This is a genomic window from Paenibacillus sp. MER TA 81-3, from assembly GCF_023713585.1.
In the GTDB taxonomy this organism is placed as follows: Bacteria; Bacillota; Bacilli; order Paenibacillales; family Paenibacillaceae; genus Paenibacillus_B; species Paenibacillus_B profundus.
The window spans coordinates 100,566-122,894 of sequence record NZ_JAMAWB010000020.1; the positions used below are offsets into that span (position 1 = coordinate 100,566).

General features: G+C 47.7%; 15 protein-coding genes and 1 CRISPR repeat array (1 of these 16 cut by a window edge). Of the genes, 9 read left to right on the plus strand and 6 right to left on the minus strand.

Going from position 1 to position 22,329, the window contains the following annotated elements; genetic code table 11:
* Window positions 1–388: direct repeats of the CRISPR family, unit length 30 nt; unit sequence GTTTGTAACGTACCTATGAGGAATTGAAAC (it extends 512 nt beyond the left edge of the window).
* A gap of 391 nt (window positions 389–779) precedes the next feature.
* A complete protein-coding gene (locus M3650_RS24040; RefSeq protein ID WP_251578483.1) occupies window positions 780–1,862 on the minus strand; it encodes a hypothetical protein in 1,083 nt (360 codons plus the stop codon).
* Window positions 1,863–2,377: 515 nt separating this feature from the next.
* Between M3650_RS24040 and M3650_RS24045 the strand changes: the two genes are divergently transcribed.
* From M3650_RS24045 to M3650_RS24075, 7 genes are all read left to right on the plus strand, one after another.
* Window positions 2,378–3,604 carry an acyl-CoA dehydrogenase family protein gene (locus M3650_RS24045; RefSeq protein ID WP_251578485.1) on the plus strand — a complete coding sequence of 409 codons (1,227 nt, stop codon included), beginning with the start codon at window positions 2,378–2,380 and terminating at the stop codon, window positions 3,602–3,604.
* A 43-nt stretch (window positions 3,605–3,647) separates the two neighbouring features.
* Window positions 3,648–4,424 carry an SDR family oxidoreductase gene (locus M3650_RS24050; RefSeq protein WP_251578487.1) on the plus strand — a complete coding sequence of 259 codons (777 nt, stop codon included), beginning with the start codon at window positions 3,648–3,650 and terminating at the stop codon, window positions 4,422–4,424.
* Window positions 4,425–4,501: 77 nt separating this feature from the next.
* The gene (locus M3650_RS24055) at window positions 4,502–5,587 is read left to right on the plus strand and encodes a phosphotransferase family protein (RefSeq protein WP_251578489.1); all 1,086 of its coding nucleotides are present in this window, start codon (window positions 4,502–4,504) and stop codon (window positions 5,585–5,587) included.
* Between the two features lie 123 nt (window positions 5,588–5,710).
* Window positions 5,711–6,490, plus strand: coding sequence for an enoyl-CoA hydratase/isomerase family protein (locus M3650_RS24060; protein ID WP_251578491.1), 780 nt, complete (start codon window positions 5,711–5,713; stop codon window positions 6,488–6,490).
* Window positions 6,491–6,559: 69 nt separating this feature from the next.
* Window positions 6,560–8,245 (plus strand): long-chain fatty acid--CoA ligase, encoded by a 1,686-nt coding sequence (locus tag M3650_RS24065; RefSeq protein WP_251578530.1) that lies wholly within the window; start codon window positions 6,560–6,562, stop codon window positions 8,243–8,245.
* A gap of 125 nt (window positions 8,246–8,370) precedes the next feature.
* A complete protein-coding gene (locus tag M3650_RS24070) occupies window positions 8,371–8,934 on the plus strand; it encodes a TetR/AcrR family transcriptional regulator (protein ID WP_251578532.1) in 564 nt (187 codons plus the stop codon).
* A 201-nt stretch (window positions 8,935–9,135) separates the two neighbouring features.
* Window positions 9,136–9,531 (plus strand): DUF3221 domain-containing protein, encoded by a 396-nt coding sequence (locus M3650_RS24075; RefSeq protein WP_251578494.1) that lies wholly within the window; start codon window positions 9,136–9,138, stop codon window positions 9,529–9,531.
* Between the two features lie 423 nt (window positions 9,532–9,954).
* On the opposite strand, the gene M3650_RS24080 is transcribed toward M3650_RS24075, so the two are convergent.
* From M3650_RS24080 to M3650_RS24100, 5 genes are all read right to left on the minus strand, one after another.
* Complete coding sequence (locus M3650_RS24080; protein ID WP_251578496.1) at window positions 9,955–10,638, minus strand: hypothetical protein; 684 nt, start codon at window positions 10,636–10,638, stop codon at window positions 9,955–9,957.
* A 1,260-nt stretch (window positions 10,639–11,898) separates the two neighbouring features.
* Window positions 11,899–13,959, minus strand: a complete 2,061-nt coding sequence (locus M3650_RS24085) for a methyl-accepting chemotaxis protein (protein WP_251578498.1) — start codon at window positions 13,957–13,959, stop codon at window positions 11,899–11,901.
* A 256-nt stretch (window positions 13,960–14,215) separates the two neighbouring features.
* On the minus strand, window positions 14,216–15,409 hold the full coding sequence (locus M3650_RS24090) for a hypothetical protein (protein WP_251578500.1): 1,194 nt from the start codon (window positions 15,407–15,409) through the stop codon (window positions 14,216–14,218).
* 27 nt (window positions 15,410–15,436) lie between these two features.
* Window positions 15,437–16,147, minus strand: coding sequence for a YiiX/YebB-like N1pC/P60 family cysteine hydrolase (locus M3650_RS24095; RefSeq protein ID WP_251578502.1), 711 nt, complete (start codon window positions 16,145–16,147; stop codon window positions 15,437–15,439).
* Between the two features lie 194 nt (window positions 16,148–16,341).
* On the minus strand, window positions 16,342–17,604 hold the full coding sequence (locus M3650_RS24100; RefSeq protein ID WP_251578504.1) for an esterase/lipase family protein: 1,263 nt from the start codon (window positions 17,602–17,604) through the stop codon (window positions 16,342–16,344).
* 1,874 nt (window positions 17,605–19,478) lie between these two features.
* Here M3650_RS24100 and hflX point away from each other — a divergent pair.
* The gene (hflX, locus tag M3650_RS24105) at window positions 19,479–20,750 is read left to right on the plus strand and encodes a GTPase HflX (RefSeq protein WP_251578506.1); all 1,272 of its coding nucleotides are present in this window, start codon (window positions 19,479–19,481) and stop codon (window positions 20,748–20,750) included.
* A gap of 121 nt (window positions 20,751–20,871) precedes the next feature.
* The gene (locus M3650_RS24110; RefSeq protein ID WP_251578508.1) at window positions 20,872–22,242 is read left to right on the plus strand and encodes an MATE family efflux transporter; all 1,371 of its coding nucleotides are present in this window, start codon (window positions 20,872–20,874) and stop codon (window positions 22,240–22,242) included.
* The last annotated feature ends 87 nt before the right edge of the window (window positions 22,243–22,329 follow it).

Sequence of the window (22,329 nt, forward strand, 5' to 3'; positions counted from 1 at the left end):
CGAATCCATCTGCGCCTGTATGCGTTTGTAACGTACCTATGAGGAATTGAAACTACCGCTCCGCGTTCTGCTTAAGTGGCTGTTCGAGATAGTTTGTAACGTACCTATGAGGAATTGAAACCTTGGTCGTACTGATGATCCGAGAACGAAAGACAGAAGTTTGTAACGTACCTATGAGGAATTGAAACTACGAAACACCATTCTCCAAGGACGGTACATTGAAAGTTTGTAACGTACCTATGAGGAATTGAAACTTGATTCCGGCGGCCAGTTCGGGAAACGTGTTGTTAGGTTTGTAACGTACCTATGAGGAATTGAAACCTATAATAGTCCCAGGTAAGTCCATGTACCTCTGGGTGTTTGTAACGTACCTATGAGGACAGGCAAGCTTACCGGCCTCCTGTAGTAGGATACGTGAGAAACTTCCCCACGAGAGGAAAGGTAACAGCAAGAAATGAATACGTTTAAACGGCGAGCGCTTCTCTCAATGGGAGGCGCTCGTTTTTAGATCTGCCACATGCTACTCTGCATCGTTAAATCTGTTCAGTTTATCGAAAGTATTGAACGGACCTATGAGGGGTGGTGTTTCCGTATCATCAGGTGCATCTGCCAAGATAAACAGTAGCCTAACCGAAGAAGTCAGCAAGAATATTCTAAGGAGGAAAGTCAAGATATTAGGTGAAAATAGCTGTCGAGAACTTTCTCGACAAGCTGAGGCCTTCACTTTTAAGTGAAGGCCTTAAATATATGAAAGGTGATATTTGGAATCTATATTTATACTATTTGACTGATTTGTAGAATTTAATAATTAAACTAAATGTAGTTGGATAAGGTTGATTCAGTTCATTAATTCTATTCATATCAGCTATCATCTCTCGATTTCTGTTATTCGTAATTAAAACGTAAAACTCTTTCTCAGGCGCATTTATTTCCTCCAAGAGAGATTCTTCAAAATCAATTTCCGTTTTGTACCCTTTAATTACGTCTATATTTTCTATAACCCTTTCTATTTTTCCATCTTGATCGATAAATATGATATCGATTTTTGTGTTAAATGAAATGGCATCAAGTATCATTCTTTGAGGGGGATTCGTTGCAATAAAGTTAGTACTTTTGTTTCTTATTGTCAGTTCGTTCATTTTATTATCGTACAGTTTTGGAAAAGGAAAAACTGATATATTAGGATCATTAAGAAGTTCCTGATTTATATCTAAATTATCATGGACAGCAGCAGCATTTATTTTATCCAATTCGTTGGAATTTAGGATTGCGTATCTTGAGACAGCTAAATAAGATCCGTCATAATGTTTTTCAGAATGAATAGGAATTACTGTTAGTTCTTCATTGCTTTGAATATCCCACATTATTTCTAATGGTATTATGGTTGTAGATTTTTCTTTGTAATGAATGGTTACTGTAGAATACCATTGACTATCTTCAGGTGACTTAATTAAAGCAGTTTTATTTCCTTGAAGGAATATTAACTTTATAGTTCCACCATTCAATTTCGTATCAACAATAAACTCGCCCTTAATTATATTGCTTTGATTAGAATTGTTGTAATACGAATAAGAATCATCGCCAGGTAATTTGATTTTCCTTTCTAACTCTTTATCTATTTGGAATTTGTGGGCATATGAATACATTGTTGAGTTACTAACCACCTTTTCTGATTTAGATAATAGCGGGTGTTGGTCCTTTAAAACTCTTTTTTCTGATTCAGATACAATTTTCCCATTGAATTGTTTCGTGTTTAATGAAGTATCTTTACTCTGATATATAAAATATATCGATAAAGAGAGTATTAATATCAAGCCTAGGCAGGCTATTTTTATTTTTCGATCTTTTCTAGATAATTTCATAATATGCCCCATGATGTAAATTTAATATGGATGGCAGTATGCCTTCCGTGATATTTATTAATCGGATTAGAGATTTATTAATAAGGTCCTCCACTATACTGAACACTTGCTAGGGTTTTCTTTCAAAGAGAACACCGTCATGTGTTGCAGTGTGGTGGAGATAGTTTCGTATCTTCCTACTTTTGAATAATTTTGTTAACAACACTGCGAATGCTACAGGAATATATACCATTTATACAGTTATTAAATGGAGAATACATAAAATAGTAAAAAATTACATGACTCGTTAAATCTGTTCAGTTTATCGAAATAAATCCCCTCCGTATACGCACGCATCGCCTATTCCCAGCAGTTCACCCATGGTACCAGTCCAGACGAGAAGGGCGTCACGTGCAGAGAAATGGAGCGCAATTTAGAGAAAGGAATCTCTTGAATATTTTGGAAAACTAATCTATAGTGATTATAACGTCAACATACTATCCGGTCAGTATGTTGAACGAAGGGAGGAAATTCGTATGAATTTTGATTACTCCAAGAAGGTGCAGTCCTTGCAGACATCGTTGCTGGAATTCATGAATGAAGTGGTATATCCGAATGAAAAGACGTACGAAGAGCAGTTGCATCAGGCCGGCAGCAGGTGGACGGTTCCGCCAATTATGGAGCAGATGAAGCAGCAGGCCAAGCAAGCTGGACTCTGGAATTTGTTCTTGCCGGACAGCGAATATGGTGCGGGTCTTACCAATTTAGAATACGCGCCGTTGTGCGAAATCATGGGCCGTTCGCTCATTGCGCCCGAAGTATTCAACTGCGCAGCTCCAGATACGGGTAACATGGAGGTCCTCGTTCGGTACGGTACTCAGGAGCAGAAGGACAAATGGCTCATTCCTTTGCTTGAAGGGGACATCCGTTCGTGCTTCTCGATGACGGAACCGGATGTCGCGTCATCGGATGCGACGAATATCGAAGCGACAATTGAGCGTAAAGGGAATGAGTACGTCGTGAACGGACGCAAGTGGTGGTCTTCGGGTGCGGGCGACCCGCGCTGCAAGGTGGCGATCGTGATGGGGAAGACCGACCCGGCCGCGCCGCTCTACGAGCAGCAGTCGATGATTTTGGTGCCCATGGATACACCCGGTGTCCGGGTTGACCGCATGCTTCAAGTGTTCGGATATGATCACGCGCCGCACGGTCATGCGGAGATTGAGTATGACGAAGTGCATGTGCCTGCCGATTCGATCCTATGGGAATCAGGCAAGGGATTTGCCATTGCGCAAGGACGGTTGGGACCCGGGCGCATCCATCATTGCATGCGCCTGATCGGTGCGGCGGAGCGTGCACTCGAGCAACTGTGCAAGCGCGTTCTGCAGCGTACCGCATTCGGGAAGGAGCTTGCGCGGCAGGGCGTAATTCAAGATTGGATTGCCGCTTCGCGCATCGAGATCGAACAAGCGCGCCTGCTGACGCTGAAAGCGGCTTATATGATGGATACGGTCGGGAACAAGGCGGCTAAGGCGGAGATTGCCATGATTAAAGTGGTAGCGCCCAATATGGCATTGCAGGTGCTGGATCGGGCCATTCAGGCGCTGGGCGCCGCCGGTGTCAGCGAAGACTTCCCGCTTGCTGCGCATTGGGCCAATGCGAGAACGCTGCGTCTGGCGGACGGTCCGGATGAAGTGCACAAAGCTGCGATTGCCAAGCTTGAGCTGAGAAAACACGAAAACATGAAAGCGGTTACGGTCTAAATGGATCTGTATATCGGCGTGGTAGATGAAGGGGGTACGGAGGATGAACGCCAAACAATTATTTGATTTGACGGGCAGAACCGCGATTGTTACTGGCGGCGGCCGCGGGCTCGGGGCACAGATTGCCCAAGGGCTGGCCGAAGCAGGGGCCAATCTTGTCCTGTGCTCGCGGAATGTGGAGACTTGCGAGGAGACCGTAACGCGGATTCAACAGGACACGGGCGTGTCATGCGCGGCTATGGCTTGCGACGTAAGAAATCCTGAAGATGTGCGGCGCGTTGTGGAACAAACGGCAGCAACGTTCGGGCGCATCGACATTCTCGTTAATAATAGCGGCGCCTCATGGGGTGCGCCCGCGGTCGATATGCCGCTGGAAGCCTGGAATAAAGTAATGGACATTAACGTGACCGGAACGTTCTTAATGTCGCAGGCGGTTGGCCGGGTCATGATCGAACAGAACGGCGGCAAGATTATCAACATTGCTTCCATAGCTGGTCTGAGCGGAACCGATCCGAAGTGGCTGGACGCTGTCGGCTACAGCGCGAGCAAGGGAGCGGTCATCGCGTTTACGAGAGATTTGGCGGTCAAGTGGGGCAAGCATAATATTAACATTAATGCGATTGCGCCCGGTTTTTTCCCGACCAAGATGACTCGGGAGATACTTCATCATGGAAGCGAACAAATTCTCGGCCTCACTCCGCTGGGGCGACTCGGCTCTGATAGCGATCTCAAGGGCAGCACCGTATTTCTGGCATCAGACGCTTCCAACTACATGACTGGCGCAGTGCTGACGGTTGATGGAGGCATGTCAGCAATGTAGCTTCGTATTGGAAAACGGCGGCATTTCTTCGACCACGGTTTGAAAGTAATCATACGATAAGGGGGCTTGCATAAACGATGTCCAAGCAAGATGCATTACCGAAGGACACGATTCCCGTTCGGAAGGGCGAAGAACTGAATTTCTCTGCGCTTGAGACGTATTTGCGGGATCATCTGGACATTCCGTCTGGCGGTTCGATGGAAGTCGAACAGTTCGGGACGGGTCATTCCAACTTAACCTATCAAATTCGCATGGGAGAGTGGCAGGCGGTTGTGCGTCGTCCTCCTTTCGGTCCAGTTGCGCCCAAAGCGCATGACATGGAGCGCGAATACACAATCCTCGACCGGCTGCATCCATTTTTTTCGCTCGCTCCCCGTCCGTATTTATACTGCGAGGACATCTCGGTTATCGGCAGTCCGTTCTTCGTTATGGAGAGGCGGCACGGAGTCATTTTGGATCGAAGCTTTCCGCCACATGTGGAATACACGCCCGAGTTGGGGAGAAAAATTTCCGAGACGATGGTGACAACACTCGTGCAGCTGCATGAGGTGCCTTACCAAGAGACGAACCTGACAGCGATCAGCCAACCGGACGGCTTTATGCGGCGGCAAGTCCATGGCTGGGTGGAACGGTATGAGCGGGCGAAGACAGAGGAGATTCAGGAAGCGGAGCAGCTTAAAAAGTGGCTTGTCGACTCACTGCCGGCTTCACAAGATCCGACTGTCATTCACTATGATTATAAGCTGAACAATGTGATGTTCTCCGGCAGCAATATAAGTGAAATGTCTGGCGTGTTCGACTGGGAGATGGCGACGATTGGAGATCCGATGGCCGATGTCGGTGCTGCGCTCAGTTATTGGTTCGAGGAGGATGACCCGCCGGAGCTGTTGCGCGGCTTGGGGCATGCTCCGTTGACGATTCGATCGGGATTTATGACGCGGGATGAATTTCTGGAAGCTTATGCGGCACGAAGCAGACGTGATGTGTCGGACATTCATTACTATGTGACGTTTGCTTATTTCAAGCTTGCCGTCATCTGTCAGCAAATTTATTACCGTTGGAAAAAGGGACAGACGAAGGATGAACGGTTTGCCCGCTTCAATGAAACCGTGCAAGCGTTGGTTGCGCACGCGTTGCGGCAAGCGGAACGCGGGGAGCGGTAGGCAAACGCGTTGTCCAACATAGATGGGCAGGATGCAAGCGATGAATGCATATTCCAAACGGCGCTTTTAAGAGATACGAGGTTTGCTTGCGAAAGAAATGAAACGAGGGAGGTTTGAACGAATATGGGTAACGAACATTTGCTGGCACATAAGGATGGGCATGTCCTGTCACTGAAATTAAACCGTCCGGAGGCGCTGAATGCGTTCAGTGCGCCGATGATTCTGGGATTAATCGAGGCGTTAGAAGAGGCGAGAGCGGACGCGGACATTCGGGTTATCTGCATTTCGGGTGCGGGACGTTCCTTCAGTGCGGGCGGCGACGTGAAGACGATGGGCGATGCAACCCCAGAGAACGTATACGATCATATCGGGAAGCTCAATAAGTTAATCCAATTCATCAAGGAAATAGAGAAGCCTGTCATTGCGATTGTGCATGGATTTGCGGCTGGTGCGGGCTTTAACTTGGCACTGGCGTGCGATTTGATTCTGGCGGCGAATGGCAGCAAATTTACGATGAGCTTTGCTCAAGTGGGGCTGATTTCCGATGGAGGAGGACTCTTCTTCTTGCCGCATTTGATCGGAATACACCGGGCCAAAGAGCTGTTATTCAGCGCAGAGCCGATTGAGGCGGAATATGCGCACCGCATTGGCATCGTCAACCGGCTGTATCCGCTTGAAGAACTGGAAGCGGGTGCCATGCAGTACGCCTCCCGCTTGGCGAACGGGCCTAGCAAGGCATATGGCATGATCAAAAAAATCGCAGATCAGTCATTAGCGTCCAGCTTGGATCATATTCTTGAGCGGGAGCGGACTGCACAGGCGATGATGGTTACGACCGAAGACCACCGGGAAGGGGTGCAGGCGTTTACAGAAAAGCGGCAACCGTCATTTAAAGGCCGCTAGCAGAACGGCTCTATCTGTTGGCAGTTCCAGAGATTTCGAGATTGGTATGAATGAGGAGGCGAATTTTTGGTGATACGTTCCTATTTTGCATATTGGCCTGCGCGAATGCCTGCTACACTTTCGGTTCCGGACACGACGCTGAGCGACAATTTGGAAGTTACCGCCCGCCGCTACCCAGATAAGACAGCCATCATTTATTATGATAATTTTTTCTCCTATCGAACTTTACTGGAAGAAGTAAACCGCATGGCCGCTTATTTGCTCCATCTGGGTGTTCAGAAAGGCGATCGTGTGCTGTTGTACATGCAGAATAGCCCTCAATTCATTATCTCCTATTACGCGATTTTGCGGTCTGGCGGCATCGTCGTGCCGATTAATCCGATGAATCTGACGGAAGAGCTGTCTTTTTTTATCGAAGACGGCAGCGTGAGAGTCGGCCTGGTCAGTCAGGAGCTGTATCCGCGTATCGAACCGCTGCTTGCGTCCAGCTGTCTGGAACGCATTATTCTCGCTACTTATTCTGACTACTGCAAGATCGCAGGCGCAGAAGTGCCGGACATCTGCAAGGCCCCGCGGCTCGAAGCGGCATCCTCGCAAGTCATTCCATGGACAGAAGCTATGGCGGCCGCAATCGAACCGCGGCCTTTCCCGAAGACGGAGGCGCGTGATCTGGCGGTTCTGCCTTACACTTCCGGTACGACAGGCAAACCGAAAGGCTGCATGCATACCCACAAGTCGGTGCAGGCCAATGTGATATCAACCGCATTCTGGGGCGCGCTGACGCCTGAATCGAAGGGATTGGCGACGCTTCCGTTATTCCATGTGAGCGGAATGATTCACAGCATGCATGTGCCTATCTATATCGGTTCCACCATGGTAATTATGACGCGGTGGGAGCGAAATACGGCAGCACTGCTGATTGAACGCTACGGGTGTACGCATTGGACCGGGATCAGCACGATGATCATTGATTTTTTGGCCAATCCACGCTTGCATCAGTACGACATCAGCTCGCTTACGGTCATTAACGGAGGTGGAGCGGGGCTGCCGGAAGCCGTCGGCGAGAAGCTGCACCAAGCAACCGGTATTCGGTTTGTAGAAGGATACGGTCTGTCGGAAACGATGGCGCAAACGCACTGCAATCCGATCGATCGGCCGAAGCTGCAATGTCTCGGCATCCCGGCGTTCGACGTGGACTCCCGCATCATTGACCCTGTGACGCTTGAAGAGAAAGGACCTCAAGAAGTAGGGGAAATTATTATCAACGGACCGCAATTATTTCAAGGGTATTGGAATAATCCGGAGGACACAAAGAAAGCTTTCATAGAAGTGGACGGTAAACCGTTTATCCGTACCGGGGATATCGGGCGATATGACGAAGAAGGATACTTCTTCATCGTCGATCGTGTGAAGCGCATGATTAACGCTTCTGGCTTCAAGGTATGGCCAACGGAGGTGGAATCGATTCTTTACAAGCACCCGGCTATTCAAGAAGCTTGTGTCATCGGTGTGCCGGATGAGAGAAAGGGCGAGGAAATCAAAGCCTTCGTCGTCCTGTATGAAGACAAGCGCGGTACGGTGGAAGCAGGCGATATTATAAGCTGGGCGCAGCAGCATATGGCAGCTTACAAGTATCCCCGCATTGTTGAGTTCGTTGCTTCACTTCCGATAACCGGCAGCGGTAAAATTTTATGGCGCAAATTGCAGGAGGAAGCGTGGGATAAAGCGAAAAAAGAAGGCGCTAATTCCATGTAAAGAGGACGTTGCTTGCAAGTTTGGCTTCTTAGTCCCATTTGTTTCCTTTACATGTCTCCATTTTTCAAGATAACATAGAAACAGTTCATTCGACATGAGGAGGAGAATCCCGCTTGGAGCCGTCCATGAAAGATAGAATCATCAAGCACAGCATCGCGCTTTTTGAAAAGAAAGGATTCAGCGAAACGTCGATTCAGGACATTGTCGATACGCTGGGCGTGACAAAAGGAACCTTCTACTATTACTTTACCAGCAAAGAACAACTGCTTACGCAAATTCATCTGCAGTACATTGACCATATCCTTGAGCAGCAGCGCCGCATTATCGAGCAGCCGGACAAATCATGGAAAGAGAAGCTGTCTGATGTCATCTGCATGTTGATTCAACAAATTGGAGTCCGGGGAGGAAGCGCAAGAATCTTTTTCCGTGAACTGCTCCATATTACAGGCGATGACCTGAGCGAAATTAAGGGGAAGCGGGACCAGTTCCGGTTCAACTTTCAATTGATTATCGAGCAGGGAATGGAGAGCGGAGAATTCCGCAATGATTTGCCGGCAGATATGATGACGTTCGGCGTTCTCGGCGCTTGCAACTGGTGTTATACATGGTTCAAACCGGATGGCCCTGTGAGCGATACCGAGATTGCGTCCATCTATACCGAGATGTTTCTCAACGGGATGAATAAGTAGTCAGTCCCTTTCCCATTGGGAAGGGATAATCCTTTTCGGCGTTGACACCCATCTGTTTAAGAGCACATAGGAGCTTATTCCTAAGTGCTCTTTTTATTATTTTGTGACAAGTTTATGAAGTATATGGAAAATTAAAGGAGTTATTGCTTGTAGAATAGAAATAAGGAAATGAAACCAAAAATTACAAGGAGGTTCATGACTATGATCACAAAAAAGAAAGTAGTAGCTGTAGCAACCATTCTTACTTTAGGTTTAGGATTCACAGTAGGATTCACACCGGCTTATGCGCATTCAGTTGATTCTTCACCGAAGAGCACTTCTATATCCTCTGTCGAGACACAAGAACAATCACCCTTTACTGGATATATCATGTCCGTTGGCGACAAGTATATGACTGTTGCAGATACTCCCACAAAAGAAGAAGCAGTGCAAGGAGATTGGAGAGAGCTAGTCGATCAAGGCAAAATATTAGTTGTCCCTATTCCAGAAGATGGAACATATGTAGTAGGAGATAGATTGAATGTCTATTTCAAAGCAATGACTAAGTCACTTCCACCAATTGCGATTTTGCCTACTATTGAAAAAATTGTAGAGTAATCTATGTAGAAATGCTGGGTTTTAGTTAAGTTATTTCAATGAAAAGAAGATGAAGAGACCACAGAGGCGCAAGCCGCCAATGTGGTCTTTTTTGGTGGTCTGTCAAGAGCTTTGTTTAAACACTCCCAGTGAAAACTTATGGATGGGGATGTATTCCTTCTTGCTTGAAAAATATACGATGGGATTGAAAATGGAAAGCAGTTCACTTCCAAACCCATATGGTTCTGCATGGTATCTTACTCACGGCAGGACATTAACGCTAATCAAGCTCAGGACTATCCTGCTCCATATCGGCCATTTCCTACGCAGTACCATTGTTTTGTTCCGCTCCCTTTCATCATTGGCAAGGGATAATTAGGTTCAAAGGCAAAACGTGAACGGCCCCCTGCTACGATCGTGAAGGAGGCCGTTTTGTTCTTTTAATTATTTTATTGGTTGGGACCATTCAACAAACTTATTGGCATCTTCAAAGCTTCCATCGTATGGTCCATAACTGTCACCAGAAGGCCATCCTGTTCCTTCTGCCTTCCATGTACCTCTATTAACAAACGGTGTAATCCAATAAATTATTGAAACATAACCAGAGCCTATTTTTGGACCTTCATAAACTGTATCAATAGTTCGAGTAATATCACTTGTTAAAGAGCTTTCTACGGCAGCAGAGAGGCCTTTTGCAGATGCAGAACCGGAAACTTTAAAGTTTGAGCTGAGTTTGAAAGTATCAGTGACTTTTTTAGTTGAACCTGCTGCAACGGAGGTGATTTGTCTAGCTTGTAAAGGAGTGTCTCTTTGGGTGACATTTTTTACAACATTCCAGTCGACTGAAACATCATACCAAGCAGATGGGGTGAAAGTTTCTCTGTTTTCAGTAGGAGCATGGTAAACATTTTCAATTCTAATTTCCTCAGATGTAGCTTGCTCCGCAATTGCTTGAAGTTCTTTTTGAGTGAGTTTCCCGTCTGCTTTATGGGATATTGTAAATTTTTTCCCATAAGCATTTAAAACGTTAGATTGAGATATAGTAGATTGAGCTAGTGCCAAAGAAGCGGATGAAACAGTAAGTAAGATGGCGAAGCATAGAGATGTTATTATTCTTCTTTTCTTCATGATTATACCTCCTATTAATAATATTGTATTTCCCTGTCAATATATCAAACAACGGTTGATTTTACAAGAAAAATATCCCTTTAATTGATTTTATATGAAAATGCGATTAAGATAATGATAGGATTGCCAGTATAGGAAGTACTTAATATAATAACCATATTGAAGAAAGAAAAAGGGTATTTCTAGTGAACGAATCGTTAGTATTAAAATCACTGGAAGCCCCTTTTTAGAATTAACCCATGTTGTATTAGATCCCATCGAAGAACTGCTTGCGGTATGCTTGCCGGAAGTTGGGAGGTGATTTAGGTGATTCTTAGACTAGGTATTATTTCATTTGCTTTTAGCGGTTTTTTCTACACTTGGGAGAGGGTTTCGGCGTTTTTTTCAACTTATATGATGTGGATTGGATATGAGGGGGGGAGGGACTTAACTGTTTCATACCCAACTTTCTTCGACAATTTTTTTGTTCCCTTCTTTTTTTTATTAGGAATCGTTTTGTGCATTTGTGAGATTGTTTGTTCAATCAAGAGAAAGAAAAAGTGACATCCCTTAACGAGCAAAAGGCTGAGAGATACAGGTTTCCTGAAATTCTGCGTCAGGAGAACTAGGGTGATAATGCCTCTATTGGAATATTTCTTTGTGAATAAGAAAAATGAGTTAGAGTTGTGCTTAATTCCGAAAATAAATGGAAATAGACCGCCTATCCAGTAAGGGAGCGGTCTATCTCGGATCGACTTTGCAGTCGACCGTTTTTTTCGCGGCTATTATGCGGAGCCTTGCCAGCAGCGCGGTCCCTTGTGCACTTTTGTAGAATTAGAAGTACTTCTTCTACTCTCCCTCTCGTTCAGAAGGGGCATTCCTCCCTCAACTCGTTCAATTTAGTCGACCTTAAGAACGTGCAACTAATTCGAAACTGTGCTTTTCGACTTGGACAAGGGTGGAATGGAGCATACGAACTGCAAATGTTCAGTTCAAAACGAGCCGGCTACCCGTATTGGTGCGATTACGCGAAAATGAACTGCGCTTTTGCAGTCCAGCGTGACGAAAGGCGCAAAAAGGGAATTTTCAAATGTATATTTGCAGTTGAAGACGCTCCCCTTCGTATATTCATCAACCGTTCGACCATACCATAGAGCGCATCTGGACAATGCTGGCATCGCGGTTACTGACCGAAGGGGAGACTGATTGGAAACTAAAAATTATACCTTGGTATAGCGGATGCTTTATAATTCACGAATCCTATCAAGGAGTATCCCGTTATCATTCGGTTTTGAATTTCGAAGCTGCTTCTCTCAGCTCTTTGGTCAGATTGTCAATTTTCTCGATCATGTCAGAAAGTTGCTGAACCATGGCCGATTGCACCTGAATGGTCGCTGTCACTTCCTGCACGGAAGCCGACACTTCTTCGCCCGAAGCCGATAAGTTCTGGGCCAACTCCATGACATCGTCCTTATCCTGCTCCATATCGGCCATTTCTTGCGCCATGCCGTTGATTTGCTCCGATATATCCATGACGTTCTCCAAAATAACTTGGAAGGATTGCTGCGTCTGGCCGACATAATCGTCCTGCTTGGCAGATACTTCTTGCAGCTCCTGCACACTATGGTTGGTTTCATCGACCAGATGCAAGTTCTGCTCGATGATGGCATTAATGTCGTTGGATTGCTTAGCGCTCAATTCCGCCAGCTTGCGAATTTCTGCAGCGACCACGGCGAATCCTTTGCCGTGCTCTCCGGCGCGCGCAGCTTCGATCGAAGCGTTCAACGCCAGCAAATTCGTTTGGCTCGCAATCTTCGCGATAGCTTCCGTAATCATGCCGATCTGTTTGGAGCTTGCTTCGAGCTTCTGCGTCATGGCAGAGATTTTGCCCACCTCTGCTTCATTTTTGTCGTTGATCTGGATAAGGTTCTCCACCACTTGATTCCCGGTATGGAACACTTCGATAATCTGCTCGGATCTTTCCTTTACAGACATGGCCGTCCCGTTTATGTAGACGATCTTCTCGCCAAGCCCGTTGAACTTGTTGACGATATGCTCCGTATCTTGGGCTTGCGATTCCATCGCTTTTGCAATTTCCATCGTTGTGAGGGACGTCTCGTGAATGGATTGCGTGGTTTGCTTGGAAGCGGAATCCAGTTCGTTCGTGCTGGTATTCAAATGCCGTATCGAGTTGTTCATGTTGGCAATAAGGCGTTTGTTCTGATCGACCATCATCGTAAAGCTGTCCGCCAGGTCTTTGAATTCACTCTCATATTTTCCAGCGGCCACAACCGTCAGGTCACCTGCAGCCAATCTCTTGAACAGCCCGGTCAATCTTATAATCGGATTGGTAATCGAGCGGGAGATCAACAGACCTGCTCCCAAGGAAAGCAGCAATGCCACCACGGTAATGATGCTAATGCTCAGCAGCAATTGATTGAGCGGACGCTTGATGTTTTCGTAGCTGTCATGCACGACTACAACCCAATCGGCACCGGGAATCTTCGTGTAACGAATATAGTTGTCTGGATCATCGATGTCGCCGCGCAATATGTCCCCTGTCGGGGCGCTGCTCAGCACTCCGACAAATCTGGCCGCTTCTGCTTTTTGTCCCTCCATGTTCTTATCTGCAGAATGGTAAATGACAGTCCCGTTCCGGCTCGTAATAAAGATCCTTCCTTGGTCAGCTCTGCCTGCATCTTGCAACTGGTTCACAAAAAATGAGGTGTTGACGGTTGCAATATAGACGCCCTTCACACCGTCATCCTCCGCTTGAATGGGTTGAGCGAATACAACGACCTGATTGCCCGTGGTCTTAGAAATAATCGCATCGCTTATGAATGCTTTCCCGCCCATGGCCGCTTTGAAATATTCGCGGTCTGTACGGCTTTGCTGAATGGCGTCTTGATTCGAGCTTGCAATGACGAGGCCGTTGGCATCGATAATTTGAAACGCTTCGACTCCATTGCTGCCCTGGCTGCTTTTTGCCAACAGTTCATTGGCTTTTACAAAGAGAGGATTGTTATTCGAGAAAAAATCAGCCTCAGGCAACTCATTCTTCGCACGCAGTTGCAGCAAATCGACAAACGTTCGATGAATCGAGCCCAGATAAATCGATTGCTCTTCGAGCTGCACTGCTGACCATAAGCCTTCTCCAATACGATCGGCATTGAGCTGCATGCTGTTCTTGCTTTCCTTCAAGAGCAAGTCGGAACTGAACCAATATAATAGAGAGCTGGTTCCAACTAACATAACTACGGCTAAAGCGCTGATGAGCAGTGGCAGCTTGATTTGCAGCGACATGTTGGCAAAGCGAATGTTCCATCCTTTTCGTGTTGGCATGTTTGTCAACTCCTGCTGTGATTAGTATGCATCTTTGGTGTACCCATTAGCGATATGTTGCGGGTGATCTCCTCCTTTATTTTCTCGGTTGGGTATTGCAGGTGAAGGGTTGACGATGGCACAATTACGGGGGCGTATGTCTATTAAACAAAAATTAGTGTCTGTTGATCTATTGGTAAATTAAACCGATATAATGAAGCTGCGGCTCCACAAAAAAGCTGCCCCAAGGTCTATGACCCCGAGGCAGCCTTTCCACTTACAGATCACCCAACATTTGAAAATCATACAGGTAAACTTCAGGCGAGATGACGTCTCTCAAGTTAGGAATGAGTAACTCCGAGACCAGCGTACCGTTCGCTAGCTGATATTTTTCCACTTTGTGCGTACGTTTGTCTTCGTCGAAACGGTACAGATAGAAAAACGGTCCCCGCACATAGCCCATCTCATCGTTCAAGTAGGCTTTCCGCTCGAAGCGGGATAGGGAATAGGCAGTTCCCACGGTGTTGGTTTCAAGCGAGAAGGGGAAAATCGTCCCGTACCCGTCCACATAATACAACGTATCCTGCAGGATGCCGATGCTATTCGCGCTGAGCGAGAAGAAAGCATTATCCGGCTCTTTGCCGTACATATGAAGCGGATACGTTTGGGTGTCGCGGGTGCGCTTGTCGATTTCCATGACTTGAAGCTCGCTGCGGTCGTCATCACCCCGGGTGCAGAAGACGACGTACAGCTTATCTTGGTAAGAAATCATGTCGGTCTGCACAATCAGCGATCCGGTGTACATGTCCCGCATGGGATACTTGGATTGAATCAGCCGCCCGTTCTCTGGCTTCAGTACGACCAGATGCAGGCCTTGGAGAGTATCGTGGTTGGAGGTCAAGGCGTATACGGCATGCTCGTCGCTGCCTTGGGCTTCGACGAATTCTCCGATTTCCTCGCAATAATGATGGCCCGCATCCCCCCAGCGGAAGGTGGAGACGTATACGGAATCTGGACCAACGCCCTTATTGAATAGGGAATAATACTGATTGCTGCCGGTAAGATAGCCCGACATCTGCCGGTATCCCGCACTGACGGAGCAGGGGGAGGCATATGACTGTGCCTTCAGAACATTGTTCTGAACATGTACCTCGCTCTTCCGTTGAACGACGAGGCTGTCGACACCGGGAAGCTTGACGGGAGCGTTCCATTCCAGGCCTTCTCCAGCGACGGTCCGGATATCTCCTTTCTTGCCGATATACAGCAAATATGATGTTCCCTTGTTGTAATACTCCTTGGTTAAGGAAGTCGAGTAGTAGACAAGGGCCATGGCTTCATCGAGCTGGAGGTCGGATTGATCTAGGTTGGTGGAAGAATTGGTGCTGCATGAGAGCAGGAAGCAGGTGATGGCGAGCGTTAAGAGGATGAAAAGACACAATCGTATGACGGCTCGCAGCGACGGTTTTCCCATAATGGATTTCATCTCGAAGCGGAAGAATTAATAACTTTTCAAGGTGACGAACAAAGAAGAATCCCGAATATCCACCGGATAGACGCCAAGCCCGCCGTCCAGATCGATGTCGATATTGGCTTTTTCTTTGAAGGCGCACCAGACCAGCTTGGAGCAGTTCTTGTCTCCTGTGCACGAAGTCAACCGGTTCGTGGCGAAATTATACGAATAGTCTTCACCCAAACGGCCGTTCGCCCAATCGGCAGCTTGCGCTCTGGCAGTCGTGCTGGCGTGCACTTTCTTGAGCGTAATGATTTTGGAGCCTTTATCGACGCGCTTGTCGATCAGCTTCACTTTGCGAACACCGGTGCTGGGTACGGATTCAACGATATAGTCTGGGGTGTAATAGATGCCGACGTGGCCATGGGGAATGCCGGCTGTTGAGGCGGTTTCGAAGAAGACGTCGCCTTTGCTGCTTGAGGCGAGCGGATACACGCCTGAACCTTTGTCAGCAGAGTAAATGCCCTCTTGCGGCTCGGGAACTTTCAAGCTTAATTCTTCGTACATTTGGCGGGCGATGGCATCGCTTGATTGCTTCGTGACGCTGGAAGCGTATTCAATATCGGATGCAAGCTGTTCTTTCGTGACATTCGGATACAATTCCAGAATGCGGTCCATGATGTCGTCTTGGCCGAGGGCGCTGATAGGGGCAGGCAACACCAGCACGAACAGAATAATGGCAAACACAAACTTTTTCATTATATTCCTCCTTAGATATTAAAATATGCTTACACGGCCATTATACAGCCGTTGTGGGAATATATTCAATAAATATACAAATATTTAACACATATTTCTGTCGCTGAAAAATAAATTTCTCGAACTTTAGTAGGAAACTATCAGGTGGCAGAGTAGATGTTCATGCCAAAAGATTGTGCGGTCATGATTGAGGGTCAATGCAGCTTGAGCCACTGCTCGATCAGATTAGCTGAAGGCATTGCCCAGCCGAGCTCCAAATGATTGTGCCGTACCGTTACATTGCCGGCCACATTGCCGATTCCCTGAACTCCGGCAGCGCTTTGGAGGAAGACGACGCCATCGCTTGGGCCCGTGTGCTCACTATGAATGACGGAGATGTCGTTCTGATTGCCCGACAGCAGATACGTCTCGATTGTCGCCGGAATGCCCGCCGCCAAGATCGTATCGACTAGCGAACCCTGTTGAATAGCCGCATCGATGCCTATTCCTTTCGTAAAAAATCCTTGACCGCCATAGTAGGTCGTATACCAATCCTGCTCATCGAGAGGAAGCGGGTAGACATCCGCCCATTTGGCCAACATTTGCCGCTGGCCCGGGAAAAAGTCGCCTTGCGCCGTGGCGTAAATGGATAGCTCGGGGTGATGCCGCCACAAGCCATAACACATCATCCGTGTATGTGGGGAAGGGGCATTTGTATTCCCGCCGCATGCCGGAATAATGCCGAAATTGAAGGTCCAGCCATGGCGGAAAATGAAATCCATGCCTTTGTTCGGATTGCCGATTAGGATCAACTTGCGAATGTCACCGGCATAAGGGGTGCCGCCAGCTTTGGTGACCGAGGAGGCGTACATTCGAGAGGCGAACGCTCCTTTACTCCAGCCGATGACGTCGACCTTGCTTGCGCTCGTAACGTCCTTGATGACGTTGATCGCATCATGGATCAGTTCGGCAGCATAGTAGTTATTCCCGTGCTTATGTCCGAAATTAATCGCAAATACTTTGTAGCCTTTGCTAACCAAAAATTGCATCAGCCCGGTGCCCGGACAAGCAGCGGCGCCGCAAGCGTTGGAACCGGCCTCGTTCGGATTGGCCCAGGCCCGATCGGCGTTGTCGTTGGCGCCATGAACGAGAAGAACTGGCGTCTGCACCGGATTCGTATCGAACTGTGGAGCATAGTAGAGCAAGAAGCGGCTGGAATGCGGCTTCTTCACTCCGCCGAAAAACGTCAGCCGCTGGCCGTTCTGATCGCCCCGTCCATCTGTTGGATAGTCTTCCGCGGCGAACAGTGGGCTGTTGTCCTTCCAGCGCTCCACCTTGCTCCAGCCATTGCTGACGTTCGCATACGTCTGCTCCAGCACTAGCTTCGTCCCGCTTCCCTGTACTGAAGAGAGCGGTGCAAGCAGCGCACAGACGAACAACACAGCGATGACAATGGCAGGCAAACATCGTGTATGCATTGACATCCTCCTTTGATTGGCGGCTGTCCACATATTATGGTTGGCGTACAGCCGCTTTGTTGTAAGAAGCGCCGCATGGCGGCACCAATCAGATTATATAAGAAAGCGGTTGCAAAATGGTTGCACGTGGTGAAAAAGGTAATGTGGATGGTATGGGGATTTTAGGTAAACAAGGGTGAGGGAATTCGTCTATGAACTTGTCGTCTACCCCTAATAGCGCAAAAATCCAGGGAGATCGACGACAGCCGATTTTGCTACCATGGCCTGTAGTATCAAGGATAAATATGTTACATAGTTTTGGGATACATAGTGTTTTTCTTTGTTGCTTTTTCAGAAACGCTGCCACTAAAGCTTTTTTACGGGGGATGTAACGTACCTATGAGGAATTGAATGTATGTTACGCCAGTTCGACCACGAAGCAATCGCGCCGAGTATGTAACGTACTTATGAGGAATTGAATGTCGGAAGGTGCACGTGTCAGGATTAGCGTCAATAAGTATGTAACGTACCTATGAGGAATTGAATGCCTAACTAGCTATGCGGCCCGTATGGGCGGTTCTTTCGTATGTAACGTGCCTATGAGGAATTAAATGTGCTGCTTGCTCTCTTGGATTTTTTATAGGCGATAGGTGAGTATTTAGCCACTTAATATTATCTGCTGAATAGACTCACTATCGCTTCGTCTGTGTTGATAGTCTAGACTCCATTGGATTTTGTCCAATGAAACAGTACGGTTATAACTTGGCAGAGAGGTTTCATTGGAATTCGTCCAGTGGATTGGGGCTCATTTAGCGGAAATCTCTATAGATCGCTGAAATCCGCTGTACGAAATACAGTCAAAGTGCTGTTTGGACGTAAAGTCTGTACATTTCACTGTACGATTTCCAATGGAATATGCGAGTTACCTCCACCTGTGCTGCAAAATGCGTATGGCTCCTTTTTCATTGCCATCCACCCTTTTTCAGCCTTCTGACACGTACTACTAGCACCACTTATGCCTGGTTGCACCACTCATAAGCCATGCGGCATAGAAAAATAAATGTCCGCCACGCTGCTGGCTTCACATCACCACGTAGCGCCGGAATTAGGCCCCGCCCGTGACTATTGCATTACGCCCCCGCGTGGCCATTCCACCGCACACCATGCAGGATACAGTGAAAATGTCCACTTGCTCTGGCGATTGTGCTGTGCTAAGATAATGGTAACTTTTACAGAACGGAGGGTTCCCAATGATTGATAAGGCAGCCTTCTTCCATTTCGGAAGAATCCGATTGAACGTTTTTGACACTAACTGAATAGTGCTCAATGGCTCTGCCTGTGTGCAGAGTAATCGGGATTGGTCTGCCTATTTTTAGGGAACCCTATATACTGCATGACAGAAGAGGGAGGACGAATTGGCCCTCTTTTTTTGTGCCCTTAAAACATAGTACCTGCCAAGGATGAAGCGCGTACCGTCAGTATCTTGATCGAACGCTCCGCCTGCTGCCGTCTTTAATCGACTTGTCTTACAAGTGCAAGGACTGCAACGGGGCGGTGCTTATGGATCTATCGACGGTAACCAAATTACTGATTGGGTGATCGCCACTTCGCCGCTCGTTGTGCCTCGTACAGAGGGACTGACGCCAGCGGATACAGTGTGTTTTGTCACCCTAGTACGTAATTGATCTGCGCGCATTAGCGACTCTCTTTCCCCCGTTTACTCGAAGCACAGGCGACACGTCTGTGTTTTTTTGCGTTCATTCGGCATTCAACGGTCAGGATGGAATCAGGTTAAAAAAGCATTTCTTGAACAACCTCTTTATGTGCGAAAAGCTCGCGAGCATAAGGGGCATAATTGAACATTATCTACAAGTAAAGTAACGGAGGAATCACATATGGAACAACTTACCGTAGAACCACAAAAGGCGATACTCGCCGGAGTCAATTTGAATCACCAGCCGGATTTCGAATATTCCATGGAGGAGCTTGCCAACCTGGCTGCTGCCTGTGATGTGGAAGTCGCAGGCGTCGTGACGCAGAATCTGAGCAGGGTCAATACGTCGCATTACATCGGCACCGGGAAGCTTCAGGACGTGAGGGCGTTGATGGAGCTGCATCAGGCTAATATGGTCATCTTCAACGACGAGCTGTCTCCTTCTCAGATTCGCAACCTGGAAAGCGATCTCGATTGCAAAGTTATCGACCGGACGATACTCATTTTAGATATTTTCGGCGATCGGGCGCGAACGAGAGAAGCACAGCTGCAGGTAGAGGTGGCGGAACTGCAATATATGCTGCCGCGCTTGGCTGGTCTGCGTGAATCCCTTGGCCGTCAGAGCGGTGGTGTCGGCACGAAGAACAGAGGCGCGGGTGAGAAGAAGCTGGAGCTCGACCGCCGCAGAATCGAGGAGAAAATAAACGCGCTGAACAAGGAGCTGGAGGTGCTCGTCGCCCACCGTCAGACGCAGCGCAAAAAGCGCAAGAAGACCGAGGTTCCGGTCGTGTCGCTCGTTGGTTATACGAATGCGGGCAAGTCTACCGTCATGAATGCGTTGGTGGAGCTGTACACAGAGACGAAGGACAAATTCGTCTTTGAAAAAGATATGCTGTTCGCCACGCTGGAGACGTCCGTGCGCAATATCGAGCTGGAGGACAACAAGACGTTCCTGCTGACGGATACGGTCGGCTTCGTCAGCAAGCTGCCGCATCATCTCGTGAAGGCATTCCGTTCGACGCTGGAAGAGGTGAAGGATTCGGAGCTGCTCGTCCATGTCGTCGACTTCTCCAACCCGGAATACGAGCAGCACATCCGCATTACGAACGAGACGCTGAAGGCGATTGACGTCGAGGACATTCCGATGATATACGCCTACAATAAAATCGATCTGAAGGAAGGCGATATTCCGCAATCTCAGGATAACATTGTGTATACGGCCGCCAAGCAGAAGCAGGGCATCGATGAGCTTATCGGGGCGATTCGGGAACGCATTTTCAAAGATTATGTAACATGCGAGATGCTCATTCCTTACGATCAAGGCCAGCTTGTCTCGTACTTGAACGAGCATGCAACGATTCTCTCGACCGAGTATGAGGAGCATGGAACGAAGCTGACGCTCGAATGCAGACAGAGCGACTACTCCAAATACGAGCTGTACGTCTGCAGTTAAACAGCTAACAACTCAGAACAGCCCGATCTTACGGAGAAAAATAGGGTAGCCAGCCCATGAAATATCTGGTACGATATATTCCGCTTACACGAATTGATGCTGCAGACAGGTGGAACTTCAAGTGAAAAATTGGAAGAGTATTTTGTTGTTAGCGATCCCATCTTTGCTGTCCTTTGCGACGCAGACGGTAATCGGAACGATCAATCTGATTATGGTGGGGCATTTGGGCGCTATCATCATAGCGATTGTGGGCGTCGTTAACATTATCATTTATAATACGTTCGCCTTATTCTCTGGGATAGGCCATACCGTTAACTATCTAGTTGCCCAGAACTATGGCGCGAATGAAATGAAAAGCGGGATTCGCCGCACCTACATCGCCTTTTACATTAGTGTGACGGTCGGCATATTGCTGTTTTTGATTGGCTTGTTTTTCTCCGACAACATCCTATACTTGGCCAGCGGCTCGAAGGAAATTACCGAGATGGGAACCTACTACTTGCAATTGCGGATCTTTGCGCAGTCCTTCGGCATCGTCTCGTTCTCGCTGCATGGCTTTTTGCGGGGAATCGGCGATACGAGAACCTCGATGATACTGTCCATTGCGAGCAACGTTACGATTGTGGCGTTGGTGTACGTGTTGACGTTCGGCCATTTCGGGTTCCCGGAGCTGGGGCTGAACGGAGCGGGCTATGCGATATTAATTGGCGAAATCGTCGGCATTATTTTGGCGCTGTATGTATTCTTTGTAAGGAAGCATAAGCAATTCAACACGCGGTCCAGAGTGAAGGTGCGTCTAAGCGAATTGAAGCAGCTCGTTAGTGAAAGCTTCAAGCTCGGAATGCAGGAATTTTCGATGAGCGTGTCCATGTTTATTTTCACGATGTTCGTCGCACGGCTTGGGACGACGGCACTAGCTGCCAACGAAATAGCCCTTAACGTGATGGCCTTCGGGTTCATGCCGGCGTTTGCCTTTGGCTCAACGGCGACGATTATGGTGGGGCAGGAAGTGGGACGCGGAGATCCGCTGCGAGGCAGGCGCGTAGGGACCGATGTTGCCATAATGGGCTCCATATTTATTCTGCTGCTTGGCGCGGCGGAGTTCATATTTGCAGAACCGATTGCGAAGCTCTATAACAATACCGACCCTGAAGTATTCCATCTGGCGGCGGTGCTGATTATGACCTCGGCATTTTTGCAGCTGTTCGATGCGCTGTACAACTTTTATGCGGGCGCTTTGCGGGGCATTGGAGATACAACCTTCCTCATGCGCGCCTCGCTCGTTACCAGTTGGCTCATTTTCGTGCCGCTTGCGTACGTGTTTATTTATGTATTCGACTGGGGCAGCATCGGCGCATGGATGTCGCTGTACTTATATTTGATGGTGCTCGGCATATCGTTGATGGTGCGATTTTACCGTACGGATTGGGGAAATATACTCATCAAGAAGACGGTGCAGGAACGGAAGCAGGAGAAATCTCTGAGTGTATAAAGGATGAAAAACAACGTGCTGATTTTTATGCGCGTTGTTTTTTCTTTTTACCGGCAAATATGATTTACATAACAATCTTGAAATGGT